The organism is Microbacterium tumbae (genome assembly GCF_054780175.1).
Genome location: NZ_BAAGWV010000003.1, coordinates 450,237 through 474,748 on the forward strand (window position 1 = coordinate 450,237; position 24,512 = coordinate 474,748).

General features: G+C 69.7%; 26 protein-coding genes. 11 read left to right on the forward strand and 15 right to left on the reverse strand.

The features are described 5' to 3' along the window. Positions 1–14 precede the first annotated feature (14 nt). Together ACYVGQ_RS13890 and ACYVGQ_RS13895 are read left to right on the forward strand one after the other, a co-directional pair. Positions 15–1,133: an NAD(P)/FAD-dependent oxidoreductase gene (locus tag ACYVGQ_RS13890; RefSeq protein ID WP_460785236.1), complete on the forward strand. Its 1,119-nt coding sequence runs from the start codon at positions 15–17 to the stop codon at positions 1,131–1,133. Next, entirely contained in the window at positions 1,127–2,107 is a 981-nt protein-coding gene (locus tag ACYVGQ_RS13895) for an arsenic resistance protein (protein WP_460785237.1), read from the forward strand. Before ACYVGQ_RS13890 ends, ACYVGQ_RS13895 begins: the two co-directional genes overlap by 7 nt. Here the strand turns inward: ACYVGQ_RS13895 and ACYVGQ_RS13900 are convergent. The 3 genes from ACYVGQ_RS13900 to ACYVGQ_RS13910 are packed head-to-tail and all read right to left on the reverse strand — an operon-like array spanning position 2,097 to position 4,739. Next, entirely contained in the window at positions 2,097–3,143 is a 1,047-nt protein-coding gene (locus ACYVGQ_RS13900; RefSeq protein WP_460785238.1) for a CobW family GTP-binding protein, read from the reverse strand. The two genes, ACYVGQ_RS13895 and ACYVGQ_RS13900, sit on opposite strands and share 11 nt — an antisense overlap. 11 nt (positions 3,144–3,154) lie before the next feature. Continuing rightward, positions 3,155–3,790 carry a class I SAM-dependent methyltransferase gene (locus tag ACYVGQ_RS13905; protein ID WP_460785239.1) on the reverse strand — a complete coding sequence of 212 codons (636 nt, stop codon included), beginning with the start codon at positions 3,788–3,790 and terminating at the stop codon, positions 3,155–3,157. Continuing rightward, positions 3,783–4,739 (reverse strand): NAD(P)/FAD-dependent oxidoreductase, encoded by a 957-nt coding sequence (locus tag ACYVGQ_RS13910; RefSeq protein WP_460785240.1) that lies wholly within the window; start codon positions 4,737–4,739, stop codon positions 3,783–3,785. The genes ACYVGQ_RS13905 and ACYVGQ_RS13910 overlap by 8 nt, the downstream gene beginning before the upstream one ends. A gap of 81 nt (positions 4,740–4,820) precedes the next feature. Between ACYVGQ_RS13910 and ACYVGQ_RS13915 the strand changes: the two genes are divergently transcribed. The 3 genes from ACYVGQ_RS13915 to ACYVGQ_RS13925 all read left to right on the forward strand — a co-directional run bounded on the left by ACYVGQ_RS13915 (position 4,821) and on the right by ACYVGQ_RS13925 (position 6,778). Beyond that, a complete protein-coding gene (locus ACYVGQ_RS13915; protein WP_460785241.1) occupies positions 4,821–5,381 on the forward strand; it encodes a helix-turn-helix domain-containing protein in 561 nt (186 codons plus the stop codon). A gap of 75 nt (positions 5,382–5,456) precedes the next feature. Then, positions 5,457–5,783 (forward strand): putative quinol monooxygenase, encoded by a 327-nt coding sequence (locus tag ACYVGQ_RS13920; RefSeq protein WP_460785242.1) that lies wholly within the window; start codon positions 5,457–5,459, stop codon positions 5,781–5,783. Then, complete coding sequence (locus tag ACYVGQ_RS13925) at positions 5,780–6,778, forward strand: alpha/beta hydrolase (protein ID WP_460785243.1); 999 nt, start codon at positions 5,780–5,782, stop codon at positions 6,776–6,778. Before ACYVGQ_RS13920 ends, ACYVGQ_RS13925 begins: the two co-directional genes overlap by 4 nt. A gap of 51 nt (positions 6,779–6,829) precedes the next feature. Here ACYVGQ_RS13925 and ACYVGQ_RS13930 read toward each other — a convergent pair whose 3' ends face one another. From ACYVGQ_RS13930 to ACYVGQ_RS13950, 5 genes are read right to left on the reverse strand one after another with little or no spacing between them, the layout of a single operon-like run. Then, entirely contained in the window at positions 6,830–7,705 is an 876-nt protein-coding gene (locus tag ACYVGQ_RS13930) for a MurR/RpiR family transcriptional regulator (protein ID WP_460785244.1), read from the reverse strand. Further along, entirely contained in the window at positions 7,702–8,565 is an 864-nt protein-coding gene (locus ACYVGQ_RS13935) for an ABC transporter ATP-binding protein (RefSeq protein ID WP_460785245.1), read from the reverse strand. Before ACYVGQ_RS13935 ends, ACYVGQ_RS13930 begins: the two co-directional genes overlap by 4 nt. Beyond that, a complete protein-coding gene (locus tag ACYVGQ_RS13940; RefSeq protein WP_460785246.1) occupies positions 8,558–9,601 on the reverse strand; it encodes a FecCD family ABC transporter permease in 1,044 nt (347 codons plus the stop codon). The genes ACYVGQ_RS13935 and ACYVGQ_RS13940 overlap by 8 nt, the downstream gene beginning before the upstream one ends. After that, complete coding sequence (locus tag ACYVGQ_RS13945) at positions 9,598–10,632, reverse strand: FecCD family ABC transporter permease (RefSeq protein WP_460785247.1); 1,035 nt, start codon at positions 10,630–10,632, stop codon at positions 9,598–9,600. Before ACYVGQ_RS13945 ends, ACYVGQ_RS13940 begins: the two co-directional genes overlap by 4 nt. Beyond that, entirely contained in the window at positions 10,622–11,599 is a 978-nt protein-coding gene (locus tag ACYVGQ_RS13950; RefSeq protein ID WP_460785248.1) for an ABC transporter substrate-binding protein, read from the reverse strand. The genes ACYVGQ_RS13945 and ACYVGQ_RS13950 overlap by 11 nt, the downstream gene beginning before the upstream one ends. Before the next feature lie 164 nt (positions 11,600–11,763). Between ACYVGQ_RS13950 and ACYVGQ_RS13955 the strand changes: the two genes are divergently transcribed. Beyond that, positions 11,764–12,087: a DUF7882 family protein gene (locus ACYVGQ_RS13955; RefSeq protein ID WP_460785249.1), complete on the forward strand. Its 324-nt coding sequence runs from the start codon at positions 11,764–11,766 to the stop codon at positions 12,085–12,087. 136 nt (positions 12,088–12,223) lie between these two features. Here the strand turns inward: ACYVGQ_RS13955 and ACYVGQ_RS13960 are convergent, their stop codons facing one another. From ACYVGQ_RS13960 to ACYVGQ_RS13975, 4 genes are read right to left on the reverse strand one after another with little or no spacing between them, the layout of a single operon-like run. Further along, positions 12,224–13,045, reverse strand: a complete 822-nt coding sequence (locus ACYVGQ_RS13960; protein WP_460785250.1) for a carbohydrate ABC transporter permease — start codon at positions 13,043–13,045, stop codon at positions 12,224–12,226. Further along, entirely contained in the window at positions 13,042–14,007 is a 966-nt protein-coding gene (locus ACYVGQ_RS13965) for a carbohydrate ABC transporter permease (protein WP_460785251.1), read from the reverse strand. Before ACYVGQ_RS13965 ends, ACYVGQ_RS13960 begins: the two co-directional genes overlap by 4 nt. Beyond that, positions 14,000–15,322 carry an ABC transporter substrate-binding protein gene (locus ACYVGQ_RS13970; protein WP_460785252.1) on the reverse strand — a complete coding sequence of 441 codons (1,323 nt, stop codon included), beginning with the start codon at positions 15,320–15,322 and terminating at the stop codon, positions 14,000–14,002. Before ACYVGQ_RS13970 ends, ACYVGQ_RS13965 begins: the two co-directional genes overlap by 8 nt. A 21-nt stretch (positions 15,323–15,343) precedes the next feature. Beyond that, positions 15,344–16,582: an ROK family protein gene (locus tag ACYVGQ_RS13975; protein WP_460785253.1), complete on the reverse strand. Its 1,239-nt coding sequence runs from the start codon at positions 16,580–16,582 to the stop codon at positions 15,344–15,346. Positions 16,583–16,681: 99 nt separating this feature from the next. Here ACYVGQ_RS13975 and ACYVGQ_RS13980 point away from each other — a divergent pair, with 99 nt between their 5' ends. From ACYVGQ_RS13980 to ACYVGQ_RS13990, 3 genes are read left to right on the forward strand one after another with little or no spacing between them, the layout of a single operon-like run. Beyond that, a complete protein-coding gene (locus ACYVGQ_RS13980) occupies positions 16,682–18,859 on the forward strand; it encodes an alpha-N-acetylglucosaminidase (protein WP_460785254.1) in 2,178 nt (725 codons plus the stop codon). Next, positions 18,856–19,755: an N-acetylmuramic acid 6-phosphate etherase gene (locus tag ACYVGQ_RS13985; RefSeq protein ID WP_460785255.1), complete on the forward strand. Its 900-nt coding sequence runs from the start codon at positions 18,856–18,858 to the stop codon at positions 19,753–19,755. Before ACYVGQ_RS13980 ends, ACYVGQ_RS13985 begins: the two co-directional genes overlap by 4 nt. Continuing rightward, the gene (locus tag ACYVGQ_RS13990) at positions 19,752–20,693 is read left to right on the forward strand and encodes an N-acetylglucosamine kinase (protein ID WP_460785256.1); all 942 of its coding nucleotides are present in this window, start codon (positions 19,752–19,754) and stop codon (positions 20,691–20,693) included. Before ACYVGQ_RS13985 ends, ACYVGQ_RS13990 begins: the two co-directional genes overlap by 4 nt. A 1-nt stretch (position 20,694) precedes the next feature. Here ACYVGQ_RS13990 and ACYVGQ_RS13995 read toward each other — a convergent pair whose 3' ends face one another. Beyond that, on the reverse strand, positions 20,695–21,306 hold the full coding sequence (locus ACYVGQ_RS13995; protein ID WP_460785258.1) for a flavodoxin family protein: 612 nt from the start codon (positions 21,304–21,306) through the stop codon (positions 20,695–20,697). 101 nt (positions 21,307–21,407) lie between these two features. Further along, positions 21,408–23,090: a glucose-6-phosphate isomerase gene (gene pgi, locus ACYVGQ_RS14000; RefSeq protein ID WP_460785259.1), complete on the reverse strand. Its 1,683-nt coding sequence runs from the start codon at positions 23,088–23,090 to the stop codon at positions 21,408–21,410. A 134-nt stretch (positions 23,091–23,224) separates the two neighbouring features. Between pgi and ACYVGQ_RS14005 the strand changes: the two genes are divergently transcribed. After that, entirely contained in the window at positions 23,225–23,434 is a 210-nt protein-coding gene (locus ACYVGQ_RS14005; protein ID WP_460785260.1) for a hypothetical protein, read from the forward strand. A gap of 27 nt (positions 23,435–23,461) precedes the next feature. Here the strand turns inward: ACYVGQ_RS14005 and ACYVGQ_RS14010 are convergent, their stop codons facing one another. Continuing rightward, positions 23,462–24,064: a GNAT family N-acetyltransferase gene (locus tag ACYVGQ_RS14010; RefSeq protein ID WP_460785261.1), complete on the reverse strand. Its 603-nt coding sequence runs from the start codon at positions 24,062–24,064 to the stop codon at positions 23,462–23,464. Positions 24,065–24,135: 71 nt separating this feature from the next. On the opposite strand from ACYVGQ_RS14010, the gene ACYVGQ_RS14015 reads away from it, so the two are divergent. Next, the gene (locus ACYVGQ_RS14015; protein WP_460785262.1) at positions 24,136–24,510 is read left to right on the forward strand and encodes a PLDc N-terminal domain-containing protein; all 375 of its coding nucleotides are present in this window, start codon (positions 24,136–24,138) and stop codon (positions 24,508–24,510) included. The last annotated feature ends 2 nt before the right edge of the window (positions 24,511–24,512 follow it).

The following is a 24,512-nucleotide window of genomic DNA, read 5'->3' on the forward strand; positions in this document are numbered from 1 at the left end:
AAAGCGATCCATCCGTGACCTCCTCTCCGCCCGTCCTCGACGCGCTCGTCATCGGCGCCGGCCCCGCCGGCATCGGAACGGCTCTGGCCCTCTCCGCCGTGGAGGACCTGACCTTCGGCGTCCTGGAACGCGGCCGCATCGGGCAGACCTTCCTGGACTGGCCCGAGCAGCAGACGTTCCTGACGCCCTCCTTCACCGGCAACGGATTCGGCGCGACCGATCTGAACGCCGTCCACCCCGAGACCTCGCCCGCGTTCAGTCTCGGCACGGACTATCCGACGGGCGCGCAGTACGCGAAGTACCTGCGCAGCGTCGTGAAGCACTTCCGCGTCCCGGTGATGGACGATGCCGAAGTCGCCGCGGTGCAGCGGCACGAGGACGGGTTCGAGGTCTTCTCCGCGCGAGGGCCCGTCGTCGCGCGCTCGCTGGTCTGGGCGGGCGGCGAGTTCGCGCATCCGCTCGCACCGCGCATTCCCGGCGCTGCGCTGACGGTCCACTCCGGCAGCGCCGAGGCCTGGGAGCCGCGGGAGGACGAGCTCGTCGTCATCGGCGGGTACGAATCCGGAATCGACATCGCCTGCCATCAGGTCGCCGCGGGAGCGACCGTGACGGTCGTCGACGCCGAGCGCCCCTGGGATGCCGGGACGGGATCGGATCCCTCGTTCCGCCTCGCGCCTCGTTCGCGGATCCGGCTCGGGGAGGCGAGGGCGACGGGTCGGCTGCGGCTCGTGGACGCGCGCGCGATCGGCGTCAAGCCGGACGCCGGCGGCTTCATCGTCCGGCTCGATGATGGACAGTCGCTGCGCAGTGCAGGACCGCCGATCGCCGCGACCGGCTTCGGCCCCGGCCTCGGTCCGGCGGGACACCTCTTCGCGGCACGGCCGGACGGCTGGCCCGACCTGGACGAGGACGATCAGTCCACCGTCGTCCCCGGCGTGTTCCTGTCCGGACCGGCGATCCGGCACGGCGGGCTGAAGTTCTGCTTCGTCTACAAGTTCCGTCAGCGCTTCGCGCACATCGCCCGCGTCATCGGCGAGCGGGCCGGCAAGGACACCGGTGGGCTGGAGGCGTGGCGGAGCGCGGGCATGCTCACGGACGACCTGTCCTGCTGCGGGGTCGAATGCGCGTGCTGACCCCATCGGGGCGGGCCGGAGCCGCCTCGGTCCCGTTCTTCGGGGCGATCCTCGTCGGCACGCTGCTGGGCGTGCTCGCGCCGGCGGCATCTCAGACCGTGAACGGGTTCGTCGATCCCCTGATCCTGGTGCTCGTGGGAGTGCTGTTCTTCACGCTCCGCTTGGAGGGAGCGTCCGCGCTGCGCCGCGCTCCGCGCACGGCCCTGCTGGCCGTCGGGATGAATTTCCTCGTCATCCCGGTGATCGCCCTGGCGCTGACGGCGCTGCTTCCCGGCGAAGCGCTACGGGTCGGGGTGCTGATCTACTGCCTCGCCCCCTGCACCGACTGGTTCCTCGGATTCACTCGCCTCGCCGGAGGCGATACGGCCATCGGCGCCGCGCTCATCCCCGTGCAGATGATCCTTCAGCTCGTCCTGTACCCGGTGTGGCTGGCCCTGTTCGCGGGGCGCAGCGTCGATGCCATGCTCGCGATCGCCGGTCCGACGCTGCTCACCTGGTTCCTCCTGCCCGCCGCGGCGGGAGTGGCCCTGCGCCTGCTGCTGCAGGCGGCGATGCCCGCGACGGCGCGACGGCTCACGACAGCGGCCGACGGCATGGTCCCGTTCGTGATCGCCGCCGTCATCGTGGGGATCTTCGCGGGCAACGTCGAGATCATCCTCGCGGACCCCGGATCGTTCTCCTGGGTGCTGCTCGCCGTCTTCCTGTTCTTCGTGGCGACGTTCTTCGCAGGTGCCGGCGTCGCGCGGCTGTCCGGTCTCACGCATCCGGAGCATGCGCTGCTGACGATGACGACCTCGGCGCGCAACGCGCCGCTGATGCTCGCCGTCACCGTCGTCGCGCTTCCGGACGACCCCGTCGTCCATGCCGCGATCATCCTCGGCATGCTCATCGAGTTCCCTCATCTCGCACTCCTCACGCACCTTCTCAGGCGTCGCCCGCGGGTCGCGGAGCAGAGGCTGATCCTCAGTCGCTGAGGCGACGGTAACGGGCGAGCCGCCGCAGGCCTGCCGGATCCGGCCGTGAGGCGGATCCGGCCGCGACGGCGTCGAGCCGCCGTCGCGCGGCATCCGTGTCGAGGTCGAGGCCGATCACGACGAGTTCGCCTGCGTGAGAGGGGTGCGGCAGGGGAGCGACATGGATCATGCGACCCACCAGATTGACCAGATATCCTCGTTCGGCCCGCGGGCCGAGGATGCGCACGCGCCCCTTGATCCGGTACGCGCCGGGCGGAGGATCCTCCAGCAGGTCGATCAGCGACGAGGGGGACACGGGCCGGGTCAGGGCCACGGACGCCGAGCGGGCGTGCTCGTGATCGTGATGCTGTTCCGCGTCGTCCCGCAGGAGCCGGGCGAGGGGGAGCTCGTCGGGCGGATCCTCGTCGAGGCCGGTGTCGAACACGAGCGCGGAATCGATCCGCCCCTGCCGGGCGACGATGACCGGGACATGCGGATTGCGCTCTCGCACCCGCGTGCGGATCTGCGTGAGCGCTTGATCGCGCTCCGCGGTGCCCAGCAGGTCGGCCTTGCCGATCACGACGAGCGTCGCCGCGGCGAACCGCAGCGGCGGTTCCGGTCGGGTGTCGACGGTGCGGAAATGCTCGACGGCGTCGACGACCTCGATGATCCCACCCGGGCGGACCCGGTCGACGCCGCTGTACCGGATGAGACGTGCGAGTGCGAGAGGATCGGCCACGCCGCTGGCCTCCACGAGGATCGCGTCGAGCCGCATCCGAGGATGCGCGAGGCGCTCGAGAGCGGCATCCAGCCCGCCCGCGTCCGGGAGACAGCACAGGCAGCCGCCGGAGATCGATGCGGCCTCGTCGACCTGCCCCGTAACGAGCGCGGCATCGACCTCGAGCTGCCCGAAATCGTTCACGACCACGCCCAGACGCGCGCCCGGCCGACGTAGCAGATGATTGAGCAGAGTCGTCTTGCCCGCCCCGAGATGCCCGGTGAGAGCGATCACCGGGACGCGATCGGTCGGGGCGGGGATGCGAGGAGGATCGGTCATACGGCCCCTGGCTATCGGATGCGGAGCGCGAGCACGACGCCGTCGACGAGCGCGGCCGGCGCCCCATCGGGAGCGACCGCTTCGCGTGCGCGAGTCTCGCAGGCGAGGACCGTCCACCGCTCGGGGGCGAGGGAGAGGGCGTCGAGGTCTTCGCGAGGGGTCGGGAACGGGTGCGCGCCGACATGCTCAGGATCGGCCCAGGAGGGGGCGGCGGCGTGTGCGACGACGAGCAGGCGCCCGCCGGGGGCGACGAATCCCGCCGCGCGGCGCAGGATCTCCGCCCGGGGGATCGTCACAGGCCAGGACTGCAGGAACGACGCGGTGACGAGGTCGTACTCCTCCGGTGCGTCCCAGGCGGCGAGGTCCGCGATCTCGAACCGTGCGCTGCCGGCGAGTCCCGCCGCCGCTGCGGCCTCGCGCGCCCGCCCGACGGCGGTCGCGGAGAGATCCAGGCCGGTGACCGTCCAGCCGTGCCGGGCGAGCCAGACGGCATCGCCGCCCTCGCCGCAGCCGAGGTCCAGCGCCGTACCAGGCGTGAGCGTCTCCGCGACATCGGAGAGGGCGCGGTTGACCCTGCCGGACCAGATCGCGCCGGCGCCGGCGTAGCGCCTCTCCCAGAACTCCGCGGCCGTCGTCCGCTCAGTCATCGTCCGCCGCCAGGGCGAGGTCGAAGTCCTCTTCGACGAGCGCTCCGTTGACCGCTCCTCCGGCGAAGGCGCCCGCGCCGATCGCCATCGGGACGTTCGCCATCGGATTGACGACGTTGCCGACCGCCCAGATCCGATCGTGACTCGTCCTCCCGGTCTGATCGACCTGCAGGAAGGAGCCGAGCCCGGAGGGCAGCTCGGACCGGGCGAGGCCCAGACCGGTGAGGAACCCGTCCCGCGGGCGCGGCGCGCCCGCGGTGAACACCGCGTCCAGCCCGGTCACCCGCCCGTCGTCCGTGCGGACGCCGGAGAGAAGGTCGCCGTCGCCGAGAATCTCGACGACGGGGGCTGACACGAGTTCGATGCCGCGAGAACGCAGCCGCATCTCCGCGATGGGATCGAGTGGGCCGAGTCCGGCGGTGAAGAGGACGACGCGATCGCTCCACTGGCGTACGAGCTGCGCCTGGTGCAGCGCCATCGGCGAGGTGGCGAGGATGCCGAGCCGCCGGTCGCGGACCTCCCAGCCATGGCAGTAGGGACAGTGCAGGACGCTCGTGCCCCAGCGCTCGGCCAGGCCGGGGACGGCGGGGAGCTCGTCGGTGATCCCGGTCGCCACGATCAGCGTCCTGGCCCGCTCGGCACGTCCGTCCGGGAGGAGGATCTCGAGACCGGTCTGCGCGGTCCTCACCTCCCTGACGGCGGCGTCGAGGAACTCGACGCCGTATCCGGCGGCCTCGGTGCGCCCCTTGCGCAGCAGCTCGGCAGGGGAGGTCCCCTCGTTCCCGAGGACGCCGTGCATGTGGGCGGCGAAGCGATTGCGGGGACTGCCCGAGTCGATGACGAGCACGCGGCGACGTGCACGGCCGAGCAGGAGAGCTGCAGACAGCCCGGCGGCGCCGCCGCCGATCACGATGGTGTCCCAGCCTGGTGCGGAAGACGGAGTGTTCATGGGATCATTCCAGGACAGAACGCGGCGATACGGCAAACAGTCTTGCCGAATCGGCAAATACTGGCAGGAGAGGAGTGACGGATGCAGGAGGATCTGAGCCAGCTGGGTGCGCGGTTGCGCGTCCTGCGGCGGGCGCGGGGGTGGACGCTGGAGGATCTGGCAGCCAGGGCGGGGATGTCGGCGAGCACGCTGTCCCGGCTCGAGGCGGGCAAGCGGCAGGCCAGCCTCGAGCTGCTGCTGCCGTTGACCCGGCAGCTCGGCGTGCGGATCGACGATCTCGTCAGTCCGGCGTCGCCGGACCCGCGGGTCCGGCGACCGGTGATCCGCCGCGACGGGCTGGTCATCGCGCCGCTCGCCCCGGAGGGCTCGCCGGTCCACACCTACCGGATCACCTATCCGCCCGCCCGCGCCCTGCCCGAGCTCCGGGTGCACGACGGGTACGAATGGCTCTACGTCCTCAGCGGCCGGCTCCGGCTGCGACTCGGCGAGCAGGATCTCGTCCTCGTCCGCGGCGAGGCCGCCGAGTTCGACACCCGCACGCCGCACGCGATGGCCGCGGCCGGAGGGAAGCCCGCCCAGGTGCTCAGCATCTTCAACGACGACGGCGTGCGCATGCACACCTATATCGCGGAGGCCGAGTGAGCATCCGGCAGGATCGGGCAAGACAAACCTCGGAATGATCTAGGGGATCTCGGGCCGGGGTGGCTGGATAGAAGCATGAACAATTCGACTGTGACCTACGGTTTCTCCGCCACGATGACCGCGAGGGCTGGGCGTGGTGACGATCTCGTCGCGCTGCTCCTGTCCGGCCTGGAAGAGGGCAATCCGGCAACCAGCGAGCACTGCCTCGTCTACCTCGTCAGCCGTTCGGCGTCGAACCCCGATGTCGCGCACGTCATCGAGGGGTGGACCTCGGAGGAGGACCACCATCGGGTCTTCGCCGGCGACGCGGCGCAGGCCATCGTTGCCCGGTTCTCCGAGCTCCTCGAGGGCGACTCGGTGTACGGCGACCTGACTCCCGTCGGTGGAAAGGCCCGGCTGTGAGCGCAGGGTCGCCCCGCCGGGATCGGGTCCTCGCCCCCGGCGTCGACCCGGAGATCGCGGAGGTGCTGGCGACGCTGCCGCCGATGGGCGCCCTGTCCTCGGAGACGCTGCCGTTGATCCGTCCCTTCGCGAGCGCGCCGCTGGAGCCTCTGCTCGAGGGGCGCTCCGTGCGCCGTAGCGAGGAGACGATCCTCTCCGCCGACGGCGCCGAGCTGCCGATCACCGTCCTCGCGCCCGAACGCGTCGCCGGCCCTGCGCCCGGCATCCTCTGGCTCCACGGCGGCGGAATGGTGATGGGCGACCGCTTCTCCCAGATCGACATCCCGCTGGAATGGCTCGACCGGCTCGGCGCCGTCATCGTGACCGTCGACTACCGGCTCGCGCCCGAGGCCACCGGGACGGCTCTCGTCGAGGACGGGTACGCCGCCCTGCTCTGGCTCGCCGAGCACGCGGGGGAATGGGGAGTGGACCCGGACCGGCTCGTCGTCGCGGGAACGAGCGCCGGCGGCGGCATCGCCGCGGGCGTGGCCCTCCTGGCCCGTGACAGGGCGATGCCGGCGCTGGCGGCGCAGGTCCTCATCTGCCCGATGCTCGACCACCGCGGCGGCACCGTCTCGACCGGGCAGTACCCCGCTCCGAACGTGTGGTCCAGGGAGTCCAACGTCTTCGCCTGGGATGCGCTGCTCGGCGGCGCTGCGCCGGAGGCGGTCTCGCCATACGCATCGCCGGCCATCGCCGAGGATCTGTCCGGTCTCCCGACGACGTACATCGACGCCGGATCGGCGGAGGTGTTCCGAGACGAGGATCAGGCGTACGCGGCCCGCATCTGGGCCGCGGGAGGTCAGGCGGAGCTGCACGTGTGGGCGGGCGGCACCCACGGCTTCGACGCGATGGCGCCGCACACGAGGATCGGACGGACCGCGCGCGACACACGGACGGCATGGATGCAGCGCGTGATCGGCGGGACCCTGCCCGCCGATGCGCGACGGTCGTAGCCTGAACGGGCGGGAGGCGGAGGCCGAAGGGCGCCCGTCTCCCGCCTGCCGTCAGTCCTGATCGCTGAGCACGTCGCGGAACTCCGCGAGGCGGCGATGCGCGTCCGCACTGCGAGCGGGCTCCTCCGCCGCCACGACGACGGCGAGGAGCTCGGCGAGCTGGACCGCGGCGATCGTCCAGCGCGCGAGCTCCGAGGCCGTGCCGACGCAGCGGAGGGATGCGGCGACCTGATGCCGGTGCCGCTCCGCCAGCTGCGTCCCGGTGACGAGCACGACGGGGACGCCGACCTGCGCCGCCCACTCCAGGAGGTCGGTGAACTCACGCGCCGGCCGCGCGGCGTGGAACAGGACGAGAGCATCCTCTGGGCGCGCGGCGAGCAGCTCGCCGGCGAGATCGAAGCCGGTGGCGCGCGTCCAGCGGCTCGGATGTCCGGTGCGGGTCAGCTGATCGGAGAGGTGCATCGCGGCGGCGCCGGAGGTCCCGATCCCGATCGACCACACCGTCCGCGCCGATCGGATCACCGCCCTGGCCCGCTCGAGCTCGGCGGTGTCGAGGAGCGCCTCGTTGTCGTCGAGCAGCTCGCGCACCGAGGCGTGGAAGGCCGCGGCGACGGAGGCCGTGTCGTCGCCGAGCGAGGAGAGATGCGCATCGATGCGCTCGGCGCGCGATGTGCGGAATCGATGAGGACGGCTGGCGACGCGCTTGAGCTCGGGCAGTCCGGTGAAGCCGAGGCTGCGCGCGGCGCGGGTGACGCTCGCATCGCTCGTGCCGGTCGCCTCCGCGATCCGGCTCGCGTTGAGGAACGGCAGCTCGTCAGGGGGCACGGCGGCGAGATACTCGGCGATGATCCGTTCCGCGCGTGAGAGCGTCTTCCCGTGCGTGCGCAGGCGCGCGGCGAGGGGTTCGCTCGGGAGGGCTTCGCTCATGGCCCCACCTCCTCTTCGACCAGGCTATCCGCCGTGACGTCGGATGCCCGCCCCGCCTGTGGCGAGCGGGGAAGCGGAAGGCACAGCGGCGCCGCGGTGACCGGATGGTCGATGACGACCGCGCTGACGCCGAACACCTCCTGCACGAGATGCTCGCTCAGCGTCTCGCGGGGGGTGCCGGACGCGTGCACGCGCCCGCCATGCAGGGCGACGACGTGATGCGCGTAGTGGGCGGCGTGGTTGAGGTCGTGGAGGACCATGACGATGGTCGTCGCGCGGCGCGCGTTCAGGTCCGCGAGCAGGTCGAGCACCTCGAGCTGATGCGCGATGTCGAGATAGGTGGTCGGCTCGTCGAGCAGCATGATCGGGGTGTCCTGCGCGAGCGCCATCGCGATCCATGCTCTCTGCCGCTGGCCGCCGGAGAGCATGTCGACCGGCCGGTCGGCGAGATCGTCGAGACCTGCGGAGACGAGTGCCCGATCGACGATCCCCCGATCGTCCTCGCTCTCGCGGCGGAGGAACCCCCGGTGCGGATGCCTGCCGAACTCGCTCAGGCCGCGCACCGTGATCCCCTCCGGCGCGACCGGCTGCTGAGGGAGCATCGACACGGTCCTGGCGAGGCGGCGACGCGAGAGGGACGGCAGCGCGGCGCCGTCCAGCCGGACCTGCCCGCTCAGCGGCGGCAGCGCGCCGCCGAGAGTGCGCAGGAGCGTCGACTTCCCGCTGCCGTTCGCGCCGATGAGGGCGGTGATCCGCCCCGGCGGGACGATGAGATCGACATCCTCGATGATCGGGGCCCCTGCGCGGTGGCCGACCGACAGCCCGCGGGCGTCGAGGGAGGGGAGGGGCGTGTCAGCCATGGGCCTTGGTCTCTCTCAGGAGCAGGAACAGCAGGTACGGGCCGCCGGCGACGGCGGCGACGATGCCCGCAGGGATCTCATTGGGCAGGGCGATCACCCGTCCGAGGAAGTCGGCGAGGACGAGGAGGACCGCGCCGACGATGGCGGAGGTCGGCAGGAGCCAGCGGGCCCTGGCTCCGACGAGGAGGCGAGACAGATGCGGCGCGAGCAGCCCGAGGAATCCGATGCCGCCCACCGCGATGACGGCTCCCGCCGACAAGGCCACGGCCGTCAGGACGAAGACCGCTCTGTTCGTCCCCGGAGAGACGCCCAGGCTGCCTTGAGTGTCGTCGTCGAAGGCGGCGAGGTCGAGCCGAGCCGCGCACGCGATGACGAGGGGCGCGCAGCAGAGGAGCCAGACGGCGAGGAGGAGCACGTCGTCGGGCGTGCTGCCGTAGACGCTGCCGGCCAGCCAGACCATGGCCTGGTCCGCATAGCTCGGGAAGGCGACCATGACGTACTGGATGGCGGCGCCGGCCAGGGCGGCGACCGCGATGCCCACGAGTGCGAGAGTGGCGCCGCGGCTGCCGACGAGTCGTGCGACGCCGAGGAGGAGGACGGTGACCAGGGAGGCTCCGAGGACGATGCCGAGGGGGATCGCGACGAGGAGCGCGGACGGCGGCGCGAGGACGGTCGCCGTCATCGCGCCGAAACCTGCGCCCTTGGTCACGCCGATGACGTCCGGCGATGCGAGGGGATTGCGCACCGCGGACTGGAGGAGCACGCCGGAGACCGCCAGGGCGGCTCCCGCGAGGGCGGCGACGCCGATGCGCGGCATCCGGTACTGCTGCACGATGAACGACTGCTCACCGCCGAAGAGCCCTTCCAGCACATCGCGCGGGGAGAGCGGCACGGCTCCGAATCCGGCGCTGACGACGGTCAGGACCACGAGGCCGATTCCGATGGCCGCCACCGTGCCGGCACGGCGGGCCGTCGACCGCCGCGAGGCGGGATCGGCGCGGCGAGTGCCGCGGAGCGCCGTCCCGGCGGCGTTCATGCACGCCTCGCTCGGATGGCGAGGAACAGGAAGACGGGTGCGCCGAGCAGGGCGGTGACGATTCCCGCCGGTGTCTCGGTGGGGAAGGCGATGAGGCGGGCGAGCACGTCCGCGCTGAGCAGGAGCAGCGGACCGAGCACTGCGCAGGCGAGGAGCTGGGCCCGAAAGCGCGCCCCGACGATCTGACGGGCGATGTGCGGCACGATCAGTCCGATGAAGCCGATGGGGCCCGCGACGGCGACGGACGCGCCGGCGAGGACGACCACGATGATCGCCGCGGTCCCGGCGACGCGGATCGGACGCTGTCCGAGACTCGTCGCCGTGGCGGCGTCGAGCGAGAGGAGGGCGAAGGAGCGCGCGCCGGCGAACGCCGCCGAGACCCCGATCGCGACCGTCGGCGCGAGGAGCGCGACGTCGCCCCACTGCGCCCCCGTGATCGACCCGGCCAGCCAGAAGACGACATCCTGCGTGGAGTTGTTCATGATGAGGATCGCCTGCACGAGAGCCGAGAGCACGATCTGCATCGTCATCCCTGCGAGCGCGAGTCCGACGATCGTGACCGAGCCGCTGGCGGAGAGCGCCCACATGATCAGCCCCACGGCGCCGGCGCCGAGGAGCGCCGCCGCCGTGCTGAAGCCGCCGAGGGCGGGGAACGCGATCGTCGCCATCACGATCGCGACCGCCGCCCCCGCGTTGATCCCGAACGTCTGCGGGGATGCGAGCGGATTCCGCGTCAGCGCCTGCGCCAGGAGCCCAGCGACGGCGAGGGCGCATCCGATCAGCGCGGCCAGGACAGCCCGAGGCAGCCGCACGTCCGCCACGAGACCGCGCAGCCGAGACGGCTCGTCGTCGAGGAGAGCGCGGGCGACGCCGTCCCAGCCGATGCCGGTCGGCCCGATCCCGAGACTCACGAATCCGACGACCAGCACTGCCGCCGCGGCGGTGGCGAGCGCGACCCAGGGCAGGGCGGGACGCGAACGGACCGCCCTGCCCACCGGCGATCGCCGGGCGGCGTCGAGATCAGTCGCCACCGACGACGTTCCGGACGACGTCCGCGGCGATGATCTCGGCGGTCTGCAGCCCGCGGAAGCGCGCGTACTGGTTGCGGTTCACCTCGTAGACCTCGCCGTCCTGCACGGCGGACATCGAGGACCAGGCCGCGTTCTCGCTCCATTGCTCGAGCACGGTGCCGGGGCCGTCCACGGCGACGAACAGCACGTCGGGGTCGACGTCGAGCACCCGTTCGATGCCCACGCCGGATTCCACGGCTTCGTCGGAGTCGATTGCAGGGGCGAGCCCCAGCGCCTCGAACACCGACCCGGTGAACGCGGACGAGGTGTGCAGGCTCATCGCGTCGGGCGTCGCGACGGCCAGAAGGAAGCGTCGGTCCTCACCTGCCGGGATCTGCGCGGCGAACTCCGCCATCCTGGCCTCGTGGTCGGCGACGACCTGTTCGCCCTCCGCCTCGTCTCCCAGCGCGTCGGCGATGGTGACGACGGAGTCCTTGATGTCCTGATAGCTGCCTTCCCAGCTGTTGAGCACGATGGTCGGGGCGATCTGCTGCAGCTGCTCGAAGATCGCCGCATGACGCGTCGAATCGGCGATGATGAGGTCGGGATGCAGGCTGCTCACGAGCTCGAGGTTCGGCTCGAGCCGTGTGCCGACCGATGTGTATTCGATCTGCTTGTCGAGCATCTGCTCGATGCGTGCGGGGTCGTCGTCATCGGCGATGCCCACCGGCTCCAGGCCGAGCGAGTCCAGCGCCTGCACGAACGAGAACTCCAGCGCCACGACGCGGGCGGGCTCTCCGGTGATCTCCGTCTCGCCCAGCTCATGGACGATCTCCCTCCGATCCGACGCCACCGCGGGGGAGGCCTCCGGGTCTGCGGCGGATCCCGAGCCGCACCCTGCCAGTCCGAGGGCGGTGATCGCGAGGGCGAACAGGGCGATGAGGCGGGTTGTGCGAGGACGCGACCCGTGCGGGCTGGCTGCGAACATCTTCTGCTTTCTGCGATTCGGCGTGACGAGGTCAGGTTAGCCTCGCCTTAGCATGAAGCGTATACGACAGAAATGATGTGCGCATGTCGTGACGAGTCGGAGACCGGCCGGAGCGCTGCGATGGCGCGCGCGGACGGCACGAGGAATCCGAGGTACGGTGCAGTATGGGAAGACTCAGATACGACGGGACGTCCGATCCGATCCCGATCGAGGACGTGACGCTCGCCCACCTCAAGGTCGTCATCGCGACGAAGCTGCGCAGGCAGGAGAGCTTCATGATGACGTGGCATCCTGGGACGGGAGGGGACGACCGGCGGATCACCGTATGGATCCACCCCGCGATCCCCCTGCAGTTCCTGTTCTCCGAGCACGACCAGCCGCCCATCGAGAAGCACCGCATCGAGGAGCTGATGAGAGCGCTCAACGCGACCGGTGAACTGGTCATCGACGAGGTCCTCGACCTGCGAGCCTCGTCGACGACCGGCTGACCGCTACTCGGCCGGATTGCCGTTTCGCGCGCCCCCGGTACGCGCTCCCGTCGCCACGGCGATCGCTTCGCAGGCCGGGCATCCATGTCCGGAGACCTTCGTCACGCGTATCTTTCCTGCGGGTGCTGCGAGCCGGTCATTTCACCGCGCCTTGGGTCAGCCCGGACACGAAGTTCCGCTGGAAGACCAGGTACACCACGACAATCGGCGCGACGACGATGACGCTCGCAGCGGAGAGAAGCGGGATGTCCGTCGCATACTGGCTGACGAAATAGCCCAGCCCGGCGGGCGCGGTGCGCTTGTCAGGATCCTGGATGAGCACGAGCACGAGCAGGAACTGGTTCCAGGACCACATGAAGTAGAGGACGGCGAGCGTGGTGATGGCCGGCCACGAGATCGGCAGCAGCACACGCAGGAGGACCGTTCGATCGGGTGCTCCGTCGATGCGACTGGCCTCGACGAGTTCGTAGGGCACGGTGCTGAAGTGCGCCTGCATCCAGAACACGCCGAACGGCATGAACAGAGCCGTCTCGGCCAGGATGACCCCCAGATAGGAGTTGGCCAGGCCCAGATCCTGCAGGTTGAAGTAGAGGGCGATCACGACGAGCTCCACCGGGAGCGTCAGCCCGAAGACGAAGGCCGGCGAGAGGAAGCGATGCCCTGGCACACGCAGAATCGTGAGGCCGAACGCCGCGAGCGTGGCGAGCGTCGCTGCGAGGGGGACGACGCACAGCGCGATGATCAGGCTGTTGCCGATGAGCTGGGAGAAGCCGGCCTGCTCCCAGGCGATGGCGTACGTCTCCCAGGAGAGCATCTCGGGGATCGAGAGGCCTCCCACGGTCGATCCGGCCGGATGCAGTGAGGCCAGGACGATTCCCAGCAGAGGGATGAGTACCGTCGCGGTGACGGCGATCAGAAGGATGTATCGGATTCCGGTGCCGACGCTGGGGGCTTTCATGCTCTCTCCTTCGCCACGAACCGGATCAGGCTCACGGCGGCGATGACGATGACGGAGAGCGCGATCGCCAGGGCGGCGGCCCCGCCGAAGTTGCCCTCGTTGAACGCGAGGCGGAAGACGAGGAGACCGGGTACGTTCGTCTGCCCCGCGGGTCCTCCATTGGTGGTGACGAAGACGAGGTCGAAGCTGGCGAGCGCTGCGATCGTCGTGATGACGGTGGCGATCGTGACCTCGTTGCGGAGTCCGGGGAGGGTCACCGCCGTGAACTGGCGCACGGCTCCGGCGCCATCCAGCGTCGCCGCCTCGTAGTAGGCGGGGTCGATCTTCTGCGCTCCGCTGAGGAACAGCATCATGCACAGGCCGCTCATCGTCCACGTCCCGATCAGGCCGAGGGCGACGAGCGCCAGGTCGTAGTCCCCGAGCCAGGCTCGGGTGAGATCGCCCAGTCCGACGGATGTGAGAGCCTGGTTGACCATGCCGTCTTCGCTGTAGAGCCATCGCCAGGTGATGCCGACGGCGACCAGCGGCAGTACCTGCGGGAGGAAGAACACCGTCCGGAAGAAGGGCATTCCGCGGCGCACCTTGCCGATGAGCAGTCCGGTCATCAGAAGCCCGACGCACACGGGGGCGATGGAGAAGAACGCGATCAGCACGAGGCTGTGGCCGATCGAGGACAGCAACTCGGGCTTGGTGAAGATGCGGACGTAGTTGTCCAGCCCGGCCCATGTCTCGGGCAGGACGCCGTCCCAGGTGAAGAACGACATGCGCAGGGTGCTCAGTGTCGGCCAGATCGCGAAGAGCCCGTACACGATCGCTGCCGGGGCGACATAGATCAGGCCTCGATACCGTGCGAGACGATGGCGGCCGCGGGAACGAGCGGAAACCCGGTCGTGAGGGGCGGCGCCCTCGGCGGAGGCCAGCGCCTCCGCCGAGGGCGCCGCAGTGGCCGAAAGCTCAGCCATGGTACTCCGTCCACGTCTGCTGCAGCGCGGCGAGGTACTCGTCGGTCGTGCTCTTCTTGCTGATGAGGCCCTGCAGGCCGGTGATGATGGTGTCGATCATGGCGGGCGCGGCGAAGTCGGGGAAGGGAACGATGCCGTTGGCGGCGACGACCTCGCTGAATCCGTTCGCGATCTCGCCACGGACGCCATCGGCCTCGACGCCCGCGGAGGTGCTCACCGGCATGAATCCGCTGTCGAACTGGACCGTGGCCGCTTCCGGGGAGGCGAGGTAGTCGAGGAAGGCCGCGGCCTCGTTGGGGTGTTCCGAACCTGAGGAGATGGAGTACGCGACGCTCGCTCCGGAGGCCACGACGGGGGAGGCGTCGGTCGCGCCCGGCATCAGCATGAACCCGGCGTTCTCGCCGAGCTCTTCATCGTAGGAGGCTGCGGCCCAGTTGCCGTTGACGTTGAACGCGGCCTCGCCTGCGGCGAACTCGGCCATACCGTCTCCGAAGCTCACCGCATTCGCGGACTCGGTGATGTATCCGGCGTCGATCCATTCGACCAGGAGGTCGGTCGCCTCGCGGGCGGCCTGGGTCTCGATCGTCGAGCCCGGGACTCCATACACCCAGTCCCGGTATGCCTGGGTGTCGCCGTAGCCGTTGAGGATGGCGTTCCACAGGTGCAGGCCGCCGGCCTCGAGGGCTGCGACGCTGATGGGCTTCTCCCCGGTGGCGGCCACAGCGGCCAGCGCGGCGTCGAGGTCGTCCAAGGTGGTGAGCGGGAGAGCGACCCCGGCGGCTTCGAGCATGTCGGTGTTGTAGAACAGCCCGAGTACGGACAACGCACCGGGCACGGCATAGAGGCCTCCCGTGCCGTACGTCTGCGCCTCGGAATCCGACGACAGCACCTCGAGGCTCGCTTCAGGGAAAGCCTCGTCCCATCCGTATTCCTCTGCCCAGGGTGCCAGGTCCAGGACCAGCCCGCCGGGGATGAGCGATCGCATGGCTCCGGGGTTGTACTGCGCGATGTCGGGCGGGGTGTCCGAGGCCATGACCAGCTTGATCGACTTCACGTAGTCGCTGAACGGCGTCTGCTGCGCGTCGATGGTGATGTTCGGATGCAGTGCTTCGAAGGCCTCGACGAGCGCCGGCGTCGGCGGGTCATCGGTGTATGCCAGCGTGAGGGTGATGTCCTCCGTGGTCAGCTCCGTGGACGCCTCGATCGTGGTCTCCGTGGTTCCTGCGTCCACGGAGGTGCAGGCGGAGAGGACGAGGAGCGCGGCGGCGCCCGCGGTGAGCCCGACGATCGTTCTGCTGTGTCTGGTGTATCGCATATCTACTCCTTCGGTTGATGCTTATTGCGGAACAGGCAGGGTCTCCGCCAAGACGCCGGCGGTGAAGCGGGACGTCTCGACCTCGGCGAGGCAGTGGTGGATCGCGCCGGCCACGACGGCGTCGTCGCCCAGCGTCGAGAGAGCGAGTTGCGGCTGGTTCAGCACCTGGGCGGCGAGCGCGTCGGAGAGCGCGGTCAGAAGAGCATCGCCGCATCGCGCCATCGAGCCTCCGATGACGATGAGCTCGGGGTCGAGCAAGGCGCGAACTGCGGCGATGCCCACCGAGAGTCGCCTGGCTCCTTCGGCGACGGCGGCGAGTGCCGCCGGGTGTCCGGCGCGTACGGCTTCGATCACGCGTTCCAGCGATTCGGCATCCTCCGCCTGCTCAAGGGCATGCGCCAGAGTCTGGTCGTTCTGCTGTCGTGCGTTCGCGACGGTGAGCGCGACGATCTCCGCGCTGCCGACCCGATTCTCGAACGCCCCCAAGCCTGACCTGACGGTCGTGGACGGCTCCGCCGCCGCGACGTCGAGGAAGCCGATGTCGCCGGCGTCGTTCGATGCGCCGCGGTGCAGGATTCCGTTGATCACGATGCCGGCGCCGAGACGCTCACCCCATTCGATGAGCACGAGAGATGAGAGCGGCCGCGGCGCGCGCCATTGTTCGCCCTCTGTGGCGAGCTTGACGTCGTTGTCCACATAGACGGGGCAATCGAGCAGATCGCGGAGGGTCATCAGCAGGACGTCGCCGTGGAGGGATTCCATGCTGGGGACGAGCTTCACCAGACCGGTCTGCGGATCGACGATGCCCGGCGTGCCGACCGCCGCGCTCCAGATGTCCTCGCTGCGCAGTGAGGCACTGCTCAGGAGATCGGTGATGGAGGTGCGAAGCGCATCGATGACGGGTGCGTCCGCCAAGGGGGTCACGCGGTGCGCGACGGTGCTCCCGCGGAGGTCGGCGATCGTCGTTCGCAGCTCGCGGCTGCTGATCGAGATGCCGAGCACATGGCCGGCGGTGGCACGGAAGCGCACGAGCTGTGCCGGTCGTCCGGACCTGGTGGTCTGCGGGTCAGGGGCGGTGAACTCGGCGAGTCCGATCGATTCGAGAGAAGCGAGAGCGCGGGACACGGCCTGGCGGGACAGGCCGGTGTTCTGCGAGAGCTCGGTCACGCTGAGCGTGTCTTCGGTGCGCAGGGTGGTGAGCACAGCGGCGGTGTTGATCCCTCGCATGATCTGGGTGTCTGCAGCGATGTGACTGTTCACGATGTCTCTTTCCTCCGGATGGCGGCCACGGGTCCAATATAGTTATGGACAGTACGAAAGTAAATGGTAGGTTTCTCTGACACGAAGTGAGGAGTAATGATGAGCGCATCGATCGGCGCCGTGGAGGCGCCCTGGGCGGCGGCTCTGACCGGGCTCGCGCGCCGCGTGACCGGAACGGCAGGCGAGTTCGTCTGGAGGGCGTGGCCAGAATCGTCGTCACGCAACGCTGCAGTCCAGGCGGAAGGCGGCACGGTGACGGTGACCGCGACGGACGGCGTCACTGCAGCCGTGGCCTTGCATCACTACTTGCGAGCAGTCTGCGGACGCGCTGTTCACTGGGACACCGTCCTCCCTCTGCCGCTGTCGAGCCTTCCTGATTCGCCGGCGCTCGAGGTCACGGCCCGCGTCCGGGAGCAGTACTACCTGAACTACTGCACCTTCGGCTACACCATGCCGTTCTGGACATGGGAGGAATGGGAACGGGAGATCGACTGGATGGCCTTGCACGGTGTGACGATGCCACTGGCGATCGTCGGCCACGAGGCGGTCGTGCACGACACTCTGTGCGAGTTCGGCCTCTCTCCGGAACGCGCACGTGAGTTCCTGGGATCTCCTGCTTATGTCGCATGGGCCTTCATGGGATGTCTGGAGAGCGAGATGCCCTCCGTCGACGACCGCTGGCTCACCGAGCGGGTCGAGCTGGGGAAGCGCATCATCGACAGGGAGCGTGCTCTCGGCATGACTCCCGTACTGCCGGCCTTCTCCGGGCAGATCCCGATCGAACTCGCACCGGACGACGTGACCCCGCGATCATGGCAGGGGCACACGACCTGGGTGATCGCGCCCGAGCATCCGCTCTTCGTCACGGTGGGGGCGACGCTGACCAGGAACCAGATCGCGCGATTCGGCACAGATCATCTCTACGCCAGCGACCCTTTCATCGAGATGCTTCCGGTGGAGAGCGACCCCGGGTTTCCCGGGCGAGTGGCCTCCGCCATCCTCGCTGGGCTCACCGACGCCGATCCGCGGGCGCGGTGGGTACTGCAGTCCTGGCCTTTCGCGGACATGCCGGAGTACTGGACCGCGGACCGGGTGGAGAGCTTCCTCGCGGGTGTGGACGCGCGCAGGGTCATCATGCTCGACCTCTGGGCGGAGGTCGCTCCGCAGTGGAGCCGGTTCGATGGCTTCTTCGGCGCGGAGTGGTACTGGTGCGGATTGCTCAACTTCGGCGGCAGGAACGATCCGATGGCGGATCTCGCCGGTGCTGTCGAAGCATTCGGCGCAGCACGCCAGGCGTCCTTCCCGCCGGCGGGCCTCGGTCTGACGATGGAGGCCACTCGCAACAATCATCTCTTCTTCGCCCTCGTCTCCGACCTCGCCTGGTATGAGATCGAGGACATCGACGAATGGGTGCGGCGCTTCGCCGACGAGCGCTATGGCGGTCCGACCCCGGCGGCGACGGCCTGGGCCGCTCTCAGCGATACCGTGTATTCCACGCGTGACCTGCGCCTGCATCCTGATGATTTCCGAGGGGTCCTCACCAGGCGCCCGTCCACATGGGGTCCGGCGGAGCGTGAGATGCTCGCCGGAGACATCCGGGATCTCGTGCAGTACGACCCGGAGCGCCTCCTGGGCGCGTGGCGGACGTTCACAGAGCTGGCAGAGGACGATGCATCTCTTGCCGCCGGCCCGCTTGGACGAGATCTGCTCGACACCGCGATCGCCGTGCTGTCGCGTGTCGCGGACATCCTGTGCGTACGCGTGATCGATGCTCGGGGCACGGATGCCGTCTCCGCTGCCGAGCTGCTCGCTCTGTTCGGCGAGCTCGATCGCCTGCTGGCCTGTCATCCGGAGTACCGGTTCTCGTCCTGGGAGGCCGCGGCGGCGGATGCCGCTCAGAGCAGCCCTCAGCGCGCGGCATTCGTCGGGTCAGCCCGGCAGCTGCTGACGACGTGGAACGAGCAGCCGGCGACGGCGCTCGACGACTATGCCGGGCGCATCTGGCACGGCCTGGTCGGCGGGTACTACCGGCCAAGGTGGGAGGCCTGGCTCCGGCACGCGTCCCGGGGGTTCCCGGTTGAAGGCGTCGTCGCTCTCGATGCGGAGCTGGATCGCCTGTCCGCTCAGATGATCGCGCGCGGCGTGCCCGAGATGCCGGCTCCGCCGTCGGAGCTCGGTGCGCGGTCACGACGCGCGTTGGAACGCTTCGCTCCGATCTTCCTCGACGGCATCGTGCACACGCTGTCCGTCCCTCCAGCGACAGGAACCCGCATATGACCACGGTCAGGCCCACCGAGCAGCGCAACCCCGAGACCGTTGAGATAGACCTCGTTCCGGCCGAGGACGCCGTGGCCCAGATCCTCAGCGAGGATGCGCATGCCGTTCGCATCGCGCTCGGGGCGGCATCCGACATCGCTCGTGTCGCCGAGAGAACGAGGAGCCGGATCGCCGAGAGAGGAAGGCTGCATTACTTCGGCGCAGGTGCCTCCGGGCGTCTCGCCGTGCTGGACGCCACGGAACTCACACCCACCTATGGGACGCCTCCCGGTGAAGCCGTCGCGCATTTCCCCGGCGGGGTCGCCGCCCTGATCGACTCGACGATCGATCTCGAAGACGGGTACGAGCTCGGGCGGACCGATGCCGCGGCGCTCACCGCGGGGGATGTGGCGATCGGCGTCACCGCCTCCGGCACGACCCCGTATGTCGAAGGAGCGCTCCGAAAGGCCCGTGAATCCGGCGCGTACACCGTGCTGATCACCTGCAATCCCTCCAGCGGCCTCGCGGTCCACGCCGACGACGTGATCGCGTTGGACACCGGCGCGGAGGCGATCACCGGCTCGACGCGGCTCAAGGCCGGCACCGCGACCAAGGTCGTGCTCAATGCGCTCTCCACTGTCGTGATGGTAGGACTCGGGCGGACGTACTCGAACCTGATGATCGGGATGTCCGTCACGAATGACAAGCTGCGCGAGCGTGCGGTGGCGATCCTCGCAGAGGCGACGGGGGCAGATGAGGAGCAGTGCAGGACGGCGCTCGCCGTGGGCGGGAACGACATTCCCCGCACCCTCGTCGCGATGCTCTCCGGAGTGGACGACATCGCCGCCGGTGACGCTCTGCGGAGAGCCGGGACGGTGAGAGGCGCGCTCGACGCGATCCGGAGGATGCGCGGATGATCGCCATCGGAGTGGACGTGGGGGGCAGCGGGATCCGCGCGCAGATGTCCGACGCGGATGGAACGCGATCGTCCCGGCTGGTGGTCGCCCTCCCGCGTGAGCAGGGGCGGATCGCTGTCGATGCTCTCGCAGACTCCATCGTTCGTTGCATCCATGGCATCGAAGAGCCGGCCGGAGGCGTCGCCGTCGTCTGCATCGGGACATCCGGTCTGCCCGATCTCCTGGATGATCCCGAGCGCCTGGCTGCGACAGTGGGCATGCGGCTGGGCGCGCGACAGGTGATCCTCGCCAACGATGCCGTCACCGCGCATATCGGAGCCTTGGCATACGCCCCCGGCATCGTGATCGCGGCGGGCACCGGAGCGATCGCCCTGGGGACCGATCTGGACCGCGTGTGGAATCGCAGCGATGGCTGGGGGCTGCTCCTCGGTGACGAGGGCAGCGGAGCCTGGATCGGCCGCAGAGGACTCGTAGCGGCATTGCGCGCCGCGGATGGGCGAGCCCGCGGATCTACGGCCCTTCTGCTGCGGATGCGGGAGAGGATCGGGGATCCGGCCGAGCTCGTCGATGCCGTCTACGGGAGCCCGACTCCCGCCTACGTCTTCGGCGGGTTCGCACCTCACGTCGCCGACGTCGCGCGCGAAGGCGATGCTGTCGCGCTCCGCATCTGGAATGACGCGGCCGCGCACCTCGCCTCCGCCGCGCTCGCTGCAGCGGAGGGCGTCGATCCGCTCTTCTCCTGGTCGGGGAGACTGTTCGATGCCGGCGACCTGCTCATAGCTCCGCTGCGACGCGCGATCCTTGCAGCGCATCCTGGGGCTCGGCTCATCGTTCCGGACGGCAGCTCCAGCGATGGCGCGCTGCTGCTCGCACGCGATCCTCGCGCCGATCGCATCGTCCGGCGGAGTCCTCTCGTGGCCGCGTACGACATGGGGTGACTCAGGAGTCTGGGTATCCGCGGCCCCGCAGCGCGCCGGCCAGATGGGCCGCATTGCTGGCCGCGGTCTTCACCGCCTGTGCGACCTTCTCCGGCGTGGCGTCGAGATCCTTGTAGTCGGTCGACTGCATCGCCTCGCCGTTCCAGTAGACCGATCCCTGCGCGGGCACGGTGAAGCCGACGTCGTTCAGGGCCTGGAACAGGATCGCCGCGATGTGGTGGGCGCCGTCCTCGTTGCCGACGGCGGCGGCCACGGCGACCTTGTCGAAGAGGATCGGGCGGCCGTCCTCGTCGGTCTCGCCGAGCTCGGCGTCCAGACGCTCGAGCACGCGCTGCGCGACGCTGGAGTGCTGCCCCAGCCAGGTCGGCGTCGCGAACACGAGGATGTCCGCGGCGAGGACGCGGGCGCGCAGCTCGGGCCATTCGTCGCCCTCGCCCATGTCCGCCTCGACTCCGGGGAGGATGCGATGGTCGACGGCGCGGATGCGGTCCGCCGTCACGCCGTGCTCGGCGAGGGCCTCGAGGATCTGCTCGCCGAGCACATGCGTGCTCGACGACGCCGGCGAGGGCTTGAGGGTGCAGTTGATCAGGAGTGCTGTCAGCGGAGTATCCATGACGGCACGCTAGGAGCCTGCGCGCTCCGGCCCCAGGGGGTTCCGCGCAGCGCCCGAGTGCGCTACGGGTCGATGCGCGCCCCGGGGTCGCGGCCGCGCGATCAGGCCTTGCGGTGCGCGGTGTAGTAGGCGAGCAGCGATCGGGTCGACGCATCCTGCGCCGCGACGGCGTCCGCATCGCCCTCGATCGCGGGAGCGATCTGCAGCGCGAGCTGCTTGCCGAGCTCGACGCCCCACTGGTCGAAGGAGTTGATGCCCCAGATCGTGCCCTGCGTGAACGTGATGTGCTCGTACAGCGCGATGAGCTGCCCGAGCACCTGCGGGGTCAGCGCGGGGGCGAAGATCGACGTGGTCGGTCGGTTCCCGGCGAAAGTCCTCGCGGCGACGAGCGCGCCCGTCGTCCCCTCCGCCTCGACCTCGGAGGCGGTCTTCCCGAACGCGAGGGCCTTGGTCTGCGCGAGGAAGTTCGCCAGGAAGAGGGCGTGCACGTCCTGGCCGTCGTCGCTGAGCGGATAGGCAGGGTTCACGAAGGCGATGAAGTCCGCCGGGATCAGCCGCGTCCCCTGGTGGATGAGCTGATAGAAAGCGTGCTGTCCATTGGTGCCCGGCTCGCCCCAGAAGACCTCGCCGGTCTCCGTCGTGACGGGAGCGCCGTCCCAGCGCACGGACTTGCCGTTGGACTCCATCGTCAGCTGCTGCAGGTACGCGGGGAAGCGGTTCAGCTGCTGGGCGTAGGGCAGCACGGCATGCGACTGCGCGCCGAAGAAGTTGACGTACCAGACGTTCAGCAGGCCCATCAGGACCGGCACGTTTCGAGACAGCTCCGTGGTGCGCACGTGCTCGTCGACGGCGTGGAAGCCGGCGAGCAGCTCGCGGAACCTCTCCGGGCCGAGAGCGACGGCCAGCGACAGCCCGATCGCGGAGTCGACCGAGTAGCGGCCGCCGACCCAGTCCCAGAAGCCGAAGGCGTTCGCCGGGTCGATGCCGAAGGCCGCGACCCTGTCGAGCGCGGTGGAGACGGCGACGAAGTGGTGCGCGACGGCATCCGTGCGCGAGGCGTCGTCGTCGCCGATCGCGCTCGCCGCCCCGAGGCCCGCCCAGAGCCAGTCGCGGGCGAGGCGGGCGTTGGTGAGGGTCTCCAGGGTCGTGAAGGTCTTCGAGGCGACGACGAACAGGGTCGTCTCGGGGTCGAGATCCGCGGTCTTCTGCGCGAGGTCGGTGGGATCGATGTTCGAGACGAAGCGGGCCTGGATGCCGGCGTCCGCGTAGGGCTTCAGAGCCTCGTAGACCATGACCGGTCCGAGGTCGGAACCGCCGATGCCGATGTTCACGACGTGCGTGACCTTCCTGCCCGTGACGCCGAGCCACTCGCCGGAGCGCACGCGCCGGGCGAAGGCGGACAGCGCGTCGAGGACGCCCTGCACATCGGCGTCCACGTCCTGTCCGTCGACCACGAGCGCGGGGGAGGAGCCGGCCGGACGCCGCAGCGCCGTGTGCAGCACCGCGCGGTCCTCGCTCGTGTTGAGATGGGCGCCGGCGAGCATCGTCCGATAGCGCTCGGCGACCCCGGTCTGCTCGGCGAGGCGGATCAGGGCCGCGAGCACATCGTCGGTCACGAGGTTCTTGGACAGATCGACGTGCAGATCGGCGAGCGGAAGAGACAGCCGCTCCGCGCGCGCCGAGTCCGCGGCGAACCAACCGCGGAGGTCGGGGACGATCGCCTCCCGCAGAGCGGTGAGCTCGGACCAGGCGGCAGTGGCGGTGGGATCGACGGGAGCGGTCATGCCTCCACGCTACCGCGCTGCATCCGCTTCGGATCGACTCCGTTACGTCGTGCTGCCCCGGGCCGCGAAGGAGGAGAGCACGGGCGGCGGGTATCCTGGGGGAAGCGAGAATTTCCCGACTTCAGGAGCCCCCGATGATCCTCAGCTTCATCCTCTTCCTCATCCTCTTCCTCGGGGGGATCGTGCTGATGGGCATCGCGCAGGGGCTCGCGGCCTTCCAGGCGCTCGCGTTCTGCGGCGGCCTGCTGCTGATCTGCCTCTCGCTCGCCTTCATGATGCGCGAGGGCCGCTCCGGCGCCACCCGCCGCTCGAAGAACTGGGACGGCGGCCCGTCCACCAACTGACGACGTTCAGGCGCGCACGGACGACGCTCAGGCGCGTCGGGAGAGACGCGCCTCGAGGTTCGCGCGCACGGCCGGCCACTCCGGCTCGATGATCGAGAACTCGACGCTGTCGCGCAGCGCGCCGTTGCGATAGCGGCTCATCGCCCTCATGACGCCGTCCTGCTTGGCGCCCAGCCGCTCGATCGCCGCACGGGACTGGAAGTTCACCCACTGCGTCGTGAGTCCGACGCGGAAGACCCCGAGCGTCTCGAAGGCGTGCTGCAGCAGGAGCAGCTTCGATTCCGCGTTCGTGCCCGTGCCGTGCGCGGATGGGCGGTTCCAGGTGAATCCGATATGCAGCCGCGGGACGTCGGAGACCAGGTCGTAGTACGAGGTCAGTCCGAGCACGCGGCCGGAGGCGTCGAAGGCCGTGAAGGGGATCATCTCCCCCTTCGCGAGGAGATCGATCCTGCGCTCGATCTCGGCCGCGAGGCCGTCCGGCGACGGCACGGAGGTGTACCACGCCCGCTTCCACAGCTCGCCCTCCTGCAGCGCGTCGAGCAGGCCGTCGTGGTGCGAGGCCTCCAGGGGGCGCAGTTCGACCAGGCGGCCGGAGAGGACGACGGGAGCGGGAGTGCTGGTGAACGCCATACGGTCATTCAACCAGCGGACGCCCGCTGCGGTGAATCGCGCCGCTCGCCGCCGTCGTCTACCCTGATTGCATGCCGTTCGTCTTCTCGCTCCTCGTCATCGCGCTGATGATCGGCGCTCTGATCGACATCATCACGCGCGACAGCTCGCAGGTCCGCTTCCTGCCCAAGATGGCCTGGATCATCCTCGTCATCCTGCTCCCGCTGATCGGCAGCATCCTGTGGTTCGTGCTCGGCCGGGAGTACGGCGACGCCGGGATCTCGATGCCTCGGGTGCCGCGCCCGAACAGGGCCGCCCATCCCGCGCCGCGCGATCGCGTGCAGCCCGCCCCTCCCGTCGACACCCGCACGACCGAGCAGCAGATCGCCGATCTCGACCGCGAGATCGAGGAATGGCGGCTGCGCGCCGAGATCGAGAAGCGCAAGCAGCAGGGCAGCGAGGACTGAGG

Coding starts and splice junctions, on each gene's coding strand:
- ACYVGQ_RS13900 (WP_460785238.1), bottom strand. CDS start 3,143: ATGACCGATCCTCCTCGCATCCCCGCCCCGACCGATCGCGTCCCGGTG.
- ACYVGQ_RS13905 (WP_460785239.1), bottom strand. CDS start 3,790: ATGACTGAGCGGACGACGGCCGCGGAGTTCTGGGAGAGGCGCTACGCC.
- ACYVGQ_RS13910 (WP_460785240.1), bottom strand. CDS start 4,739: ATGAACACTCCGTCTTCCGCACCAGGCTGGGACACCATCGTGATCGGC.
- ACYVGQ_RS13915 (WP_460785241.1), top strand. CDS start 4,821: ATGCAGGAGGATCTGAGCCAGCTGGGTGCGCGGTTGCGCGTCCTGCGG.
- ACYVGQ_RS13920 (WP_460785242.1), top strand. CDS start 5,457: ATGAACAATTCGACTGTGACCTACGGTTTCTCCGCCACGATGACCGCG.
- ACYVGQ_RS13930 (WP_460785244.1), bottom strand. CDS start 7,705: ATGAGCGAAGCCCTCCCGAGCGAACCCCTCGCCGCGCGCCTGCGCACG.
- ACYVGQ_RS13935 (WP_460785245.1), bottom strand. CDS start 8,565: ATGGCTGACACGCCCCTCCCCTCCCTCGACGCCCGCGGGCTGTCGGTC.
- ACYVGQ_RS13940 (WP_460785246.1), bottom strand. CDS start 9,601: ATGAACGCCGCCGGGACGGCGCTCCGCGGCACTCGCCGCGCCGATCCC.
- ACYVGQ_RS13950 (WP_460785248.1), bottom strand. CDS start 11,599: ATGTTCGCAGCCAGCCCGCACGGGTCGCGTCCTCGCACAACCCGCCTC.
- ACYVGQ_RS13955 (WP_460785249.1), top strand. CDS start 11,764: ATGGGAAGACTCAGATACGACGGGACGTCCGATCCGATCCCGATCGAG.
- ACYVGQ_RS13960 (WP_460785250.1), bottom strand. CDS start 13,045: ATGAAAGCCCCCAGCGTCGGCACCGGAATCCGATACATCCTTCTGATC.
- ACYVGQ_RS13965 (WP_460785251.1), bottom strand. CDS start 14,007: ATGGCTGAGCTTTCGGCCACTGCGGCGCCCTCGGCGGAGGCGCTGGCC.
- ACYVGQ_RS13970 (WP_460785252.1), bottom strand. CDS start 15,322: ATGCGATACACCAGACACAGCAGAACGATCGTCGGGCTCACCGCGGGC.
- ACYVGQ_RS13980 (WP_460785254.1), top strand. CDS start 16,682: ATGAGCGCATCGATCGGCGCCGTGGAGGCGCCCTGGGCGGCGGCTCTG.
- ACYVGQ_RS13985 (WP_460785255.1), top strand. CDS start 18,856: ATGACCACGGTCAGGCCCACCGAGCAGCGCAACCCCGAGACCGTTGAG.
- ACYVGQ_RS13990 (WP_460785256.1), top strand. CDS start 19,752: ATGATCGCCATCGGAGTGGACGTGGGGGGCAGCGGGATCCGCGCGCAG.
- ACYVGQ_RS13995 (WP_460785258.1), bottom strand. CDS start 21,306: ATGGATACTCCGCTGACAGCACTCCTGATCAACTGCACCCTCAAGCCC.
- pgi (WP_460785259.1), bottom strand. CDS start 23,090: ATGACCGCTCCCGTCGATCCCACCGCCACTGCCGCCTGGTCCGAGCTC.
- ACYVGQ_RS14005 (WP_460785260.1), top strand. CDS start 23,225: ATGATCCTCAGCTTCATCCTCTTCCTCATCCTCTTCCTCGGGGGGATC.
- ACYVGQ_RS14010 (WP_460785261.1), bottom strand. CDS start 24,064: ATGGCGTTCACCAGCACTCCCGCTCCCGTCGTCCTCTCCGGCCGCCTG.
- ACYVGQ_RS14015 (WP_460785262.1), top strand. CDS start 24,136: ATGCCGTTCGTCTTCTCGCTCCTCGTCATCGCGCTGATGATCGGCGCT.